Raw genomic sequence first — 5,274 nt, 5'->3', positions numbered from 1 at the left:
TCAAGCGGGGTCTCGACGTGCTGCGCGAGGTCAACCGCTCGGGCGGCATCCGGGCCGGCGACGTGGCGCGCCGGCTCGACCTCCCCCGCCCGACTGTCTACCGGCTGCTCGAGACTCTGGAGGAGCTCGGGTATGTCGCGCGCAGCGCCAGCGACGATCGGTTTCGCGTCACGCGCCGGGCACTCGGCCTCGGCGACGGCTACGATCCCGGCGTGGTGATCTGCCAGGCCGCCGCGCCTTACCTCGCCGACCTCAGCAAGAGCCTGGTCTGGCCGGTCGACCTTTCCACCTACGAGAATGCGGCGATGGTCATCCAGGAGACCACGCATTCGCGCAGTCCGCTCTCGATCGACCGGGGAATGATCGGCCGGCGGTTGCCGATGCTGCGCACGTCTGCCGGTAGGGCCTATCTTGCGGCCTGCGGCTCAAGCGAACGCGACCTAATCGTCAATCATTTGCGCCGTATCGACGAAGCCGACGATCGCCCGTTTCTCGAACAACCGCGTTTGCAGCGCATGATCGCCGAGACTGCCGAGCGCGGATATGGCGTCCGCAGCGAGGGAGAATTCAATTCAAGGACCTCTTCGATTGCGGTGGCGATCGTGCGCGACGAGATCGTATTCGGCTGCATCTCGATCATCTGGATCCGCTCGGCGCTTAGTTTGAATGAGGCGCTCGCCAACTTCGTCGCGCCGCTGCGGGAGGCTGCCGTGGCCATTCCCATCGACTCTTAGCCCGTCCGTCCGCGTGGCGGACAGTCTGTGCGTCGGGGGTTGCCGTCGCGGCCCGTCCGGAGAACAGATGCGGGCATGCAAGATAGATCCACAGGCTTGGACTTCGATGTTGTGATCGTCGGGCGCGGTCCCGTCGGTGCGACGCTCGCCAATCTGCTCGGCCTCTGCGGTGTGCGGACGTTGGTGCTGGAGCGCGAGGCACGAACCTATCATCTGCCGCGCGCGGTGCATTTCGACGACGAATGCATGCGCATCTTTCAGACCATTGGGCTCGCCGAGGCGATCCTGCCGCATGTCAATGTGAGCCCCGGGATGCGCTTCGTCGACGCCGAGGGCCGGCTCATCCTGGACTGGCCGCGCTCCCCAGAGCTCACGGCGATGGGCTGGCATCTCAGCTATCGCTTCCACCAACCCGATCTCGAATACATTCTGATCAACGGCCTGCGGCGCTGGTCCAACGTAGAGCTCCGCAACTGCTGCGACGTGTTCGCGCTCGATCAGGACGACCGCGGCGTGCGCGTGCGTTATGAGACTCTCACAAATGGGCAAATTTCGGAGGTCCGCGCGGCATTCGTGGTCGGTTGCGACGGAGCCCGTTCGCTGGTGCGGCGCTTCATCGGGTCCGGCATGGACGATCTCGGCTTTCACGAGCGCTGGCTGGTGATCGATGCTCTGCTGCAGCGCGAGCGGCCCGATCTCGGCAACCACAGCATCCAGCATTGCGATTCCCGCCGGCCAGCGACTTACATCCGCGGCACAGGAAAGCGCCGGCGCTGGGAGATCACCGTGCATCCGGACGAGGATGCTCAGACGATCACGCAGCCCCCGAAGGTTTGGGAGCTGCTGTCCCGCTGGATCTCGCCTGACGACGCCGAGATCGAACGCGCCGCCGTCTATACCTTCCATTCGGCCATCGCCAAGCAATGGCGCTACAGACGCCTCCTGCTCGCCGGCGACTCCGCACACCAGACGCCACCGTTCCTGGGCCAAGGCATGTGCGCCGGCATCCGCGACGTCGCGAACCTCGCCTGGAAGCTTGGCGAGGTCATTGCCGAGCGTGCCTATCCGAGACTCCTCGACAGCTATCAGACCGAACGTTCGCCTCATGTCCGCGAGTTTATCGAGCTCGCGATCCGCCTCGGCGGCGTGATCAACACCAAGGCCATGGATACCGGTCTATCGGCTGGCCAAGCGCGCGAGAATGCGCCGCTCAAGCTGGAGGTTTGCAAGCCCTTACTCGGGCCCGGCCTCGCGATTGATGCGCTTCCGCTCGCCGGACAGCTTGCCCCGCAATTTATGCTGACCGATGGCCGCCGTAGCGACGATCGAACCGGGTACGCCCCCGTCCTGCTGATCGAGAGAACCGCGGAGCTCTCCGCGCGCGCCTGTGCGTCGCTCACGCAGGCGGGAATGGACGTGCTGAGCGGTGAGGACGCAGCAGATATTCCCCACTGGTTGCGAGAGCACAACGTGCATGCGGCGCTGATTCGCCCCGACCGATATGTGCGGGGCGCGGCGCGAAGCGATCTCGAACTCGACCTGCTGGTCGCAACGGCGTGCGCCTCTGCTGAGGTGCCGAGTGCGGCCCGACCCACTTCAGAATGGTGAAGGATCTATCATGAGATTGCTTTCTTTTACGGTGGACGGCCGTTCGAGCTACGGCGCTCTCAAGGACGATGGCGTCGTGGATCTTGGCGCTCGCCTCGGGCGCGAAGGCTGCCCAACCCTGCGCAAGCTGCTCGAAGCCGATCGGTTGGCGGATGCGGCACAGATCGTGGATTCAAGCCGTCCCGATCATCCTCTGGACAATATCTCCTTTGCGCCCGTGATTCCCGATCCCGACAAGATCATCTGCGTTGGCCTCAACTATCGCGATCACGTTGCAGAGGTCGGTCGCGCTGTCACCGAGAAGCCGGCCCTCTTTGCCCGCTTTGCGTCCAGTCAGGTCGGACATGAGCAGCCGCTCATAAAGCCAAAGGTCAGTGACGATTTTGACTATGAGGGCGAGCTTGCCGTGATCATCGGCAAGACCGGCCGCCACATCCGAACAAGCCGTGCACTCGAACATGTCGTAGGTTACGCCTGCTACAACGAGGGTAGCGTCCGCGACTGGCAGCGCCACACCAGCCAGTTTCTCGCCGGCAAGACCTTTGCCGAGAGCGGCAGTTTTGGGCCCTGGCTCGTTACTTCCGACGAGATCCCTGACCCGTCCAAGCTGACGCTCCAGACCCGCCTCAACGGCAATGTCGTGCAGAATACGACCACCGATCTCATGATCACCGCCGTCCCTGAACTAATCGCATACATCTCGACCATATGCCCGCTCGTCCCCGGCGACGTGATCGTCGCAGGTACGCCCGGCGGCGTCGGCCTGAAGCGCACGCCGCCGTTGTGGATGCGCGCCGGCGACACGGTGGAAATCGAAATTTCCGGCATTGGGACGCTGCGCAATCCGGTGATCGCCGAGCCCACATAGCGGCCTCTCGGAACAAATGTCGCGACCGACGACGGGAAGAATTCTCACAACAACAGATCGAGGAAACGACATGGCCGGCCACCGCACACAGTCCACGCTTGCGTTGCTACTCGCCCTCATTCTCACCGGCTCAGTTGCCCACGCAGAGATCAAGGGCGATGCCATTCGCATCGGCGTACTCACGGACATGAACGGCATCTTTGCAACCGCCATGGGACTGGGTTCAGTTGAAGCGGCGCGGATGGCTGCGGACGAATTCGGCGGCAGGATCAATGGCAAGCCGATCGAGATCTTGCAGGCCGACCATCAGAACAAGCCGGACGTTGCGGCTTCGCTCGCGCGCAAATGGTTCAACGACGGCGTCCAGGCGATTGCGGATGGCGGCAGCTCCGGTGCGGCACTCGCAGTACAGGAGCTCGTGCGCGCGAACGCCCACGTTTTTCTGATCTCCGGCGCGGGCGCCAACCAGCTCACCGATGAAGCTTGCGCGCCGACCAGCGTGCAATGGACGCACGACGCCTACTCCACCGCCACCGCGCTCGTCTCGGGCATCATGCAGTCAAGCAAGGAGCCGTGGTTCTTCATCACCGGCGACTATGCGTTCGGACATTCCGTCGAGGCGACGGCGCGGGCACGGATTGCCGAACTCGGAGGAACGGTCGCCGGTAGCGTCAAGGCGCAGCTCGGCACGCCCGACTACGGCTCATTCCTGCTGCAGGCGCAGTCATCCGGCGCCAAGATCCTGGCCCTCAATGTCGCCGGCGACAATGCCACGGCCATCAAGCAGGCCGAAGAATTCGGGCTGGCCGCCCAAGGCATGAAGATCGTGCCGATGTCATTTCAGAATGTCGACATTCACGCGGTCGGTTTAAAGGCCACACACGGCGATCTCATCCTGACCAGCTTCTTCGAGGACGCCTCGCCGGCCGCTCGCCGCTTCTCCGACGCTTTTTATGCTCGGCGGAACGCCATGCCATCGCAGATCCAGGCGGGTGTCTATTCGGCCGTGCGACATTATCTCCAGGCCGTCAAGGACACCGATTCAGATGACGGTCCGACCGTCATGGCGAAGATGAGGGTTACGCCCGTTGTGGATGCCTATACGCAAAACGGCCGCATCCGCGACGACCGGCGGATGGTGCGCGATCTCTATCTAGTTCAGGCGAAGACGCCCGAGGAATCCAAGGGCCCGTGGGATTTGGTCAAGCTCGTCGCGACTGTCCCACCGGACCAGGCGTTCCGCCCACTTGACCGCAGCAAGTGCGGTCTTGTGGGAAAATAAAGTGCGTGCAAATCGGCCGCCTCCACTGCGCGCCGATCGTCAGATCTGCTTCGCTGCGTGAGCGGAATTGGCGGGGAGTGCTCAAGCGACTTCCGTCAAGTGCGGCGTAGAAAATCGTACGCTTGGTACAGGGGGAGCGAATCCAACCCTAGACCCGGATGATCCGATTCTGGTTCTGCAGCGAGCGGTACCTTGCGGCGAGGACAGAACAGATAGGGATCCGTCACTCATCGTCCGGGCTCTGGGTATTGCTCGGGCGCCTCTCCGATGGTTTTGAGAAGCCTCGGATATTTGCCCCCTGCCTGCTTGCTGTTCCGACCGATGGCTTCAACTCGGAACTGCCAGTTATCACCGTAGTCAAAAAGGAATGTCATTTTTGCGCCGACCGTCGGGAAGGCTTCGACGACCCGGGTTCGCTTCACGCTGCGAGCCTCACTCTCTCCCATGTCAGCGAACAGCTCGTACCTGACAGGCGAGCCGAAGACATCTCCAGTCAATTTGCTGTAAAAGCCAAAAGCGTGGTCAAAATCGAAGCCGAAGACTCGAATGATCTCTCCGGCTAAGTCGTAGAGATTTTTTGCGCTCAGTATCTCGAAATCTCGGTAAACCTTCGGACTTAATGACACGCGAAAAACGTGGGTCTGCGGCTCGGCCATCTCGCTATCCTCACTCACTCACGAACAGAAAACGTCCCCAAGATCAAATGTAACCCTCCGGTGCAGGCCGCGGGTTAGCTGCGTTTGGCGCGCTTGCCTGCCCATTTTTTGGCGAGGGCCTCAACT

5 protein-coding genes are annotated in these 5,274 nt (G+C 62.4%); 4 read left to right on the top strand and 1 reads right to left on the bottom strand.

From position 1 onward, the window contains the following. The 4 genes from SO140_RS45270 to SO140_RS45255 all read left to right on the top strand — a co-directional run. Positions 1-734, top strand: a 734-nt coding sequence (locus tag SO140_RS45270; RefSeq protein ID WP_498544136.1) for a DNA-binding transcriptional regulator, incomplete at its 5' end; no start/stop codon positions are given. Positions 735-809: 75 nt separating this feature from the next. Further along, on the top strand, positions 810-2,342 hold the full coding sequence (gene mhpA / locus SO140_RS45265; RefSeq protein ID WP_449381881.1) for a bifunctional 3-(3-hydroxy-phenyl)propionate/3-hydroxycinnamic acid hydroxylase MhpA: 1,533 nt from the start codon (positions 810-812) through the stop codon (positions 2,340-2,342). Between the two features lie 10 nt (positions 2,343-2,352). Beyond that, positions 2,353-3,210 (top strand): fumarylacetoacetate hydrolase family protein, encoded by an 858-nt coding sequence (locus SO140_RS45260; protein WP_449381880.1) that lies wholly within the window; start codon positions 2,353-2,355, stop codon positions 3,208-3,210. Between the two features lie 70 nt (positions 3,211-3,280). Beyond that, entirely contained in the window at positions 3,281-4,492 is a 1,212-nt protein-coding gene (locus SO140_RS45255) for an ABC transporter substrate-binding protein (RefSeq protein ID WP_449381879.1), read from the top strand. A gap of 227 nt (positions 4,493-4,719) precedes the next feature. Here SO140_RS45255 and SO140_RS45250 read toward each other — a convergent pair whose 3' ends face one another. Then, the gene (locus SO140_RS45250) at positions 4,720-5,148 is read right to left on the bottom strand and encodes an IS1096 element passenger TnpR family protein (protein ID WP_449381878.1); all 429 of its coding nucleotides are present in this window, start codon (positions 5,146-5,148) and stop codon (positions 4,720-4,722) included. Positions 5,149-5,274 lie beyond the last annotated feature (126 nt).

The organism is Bradyrhizobium sp. UFLA05-108 (genome assembly GCF_059803455.1).
This window is presented reverse-complemented; position numbering and strand designations above follow the sequence as displayed.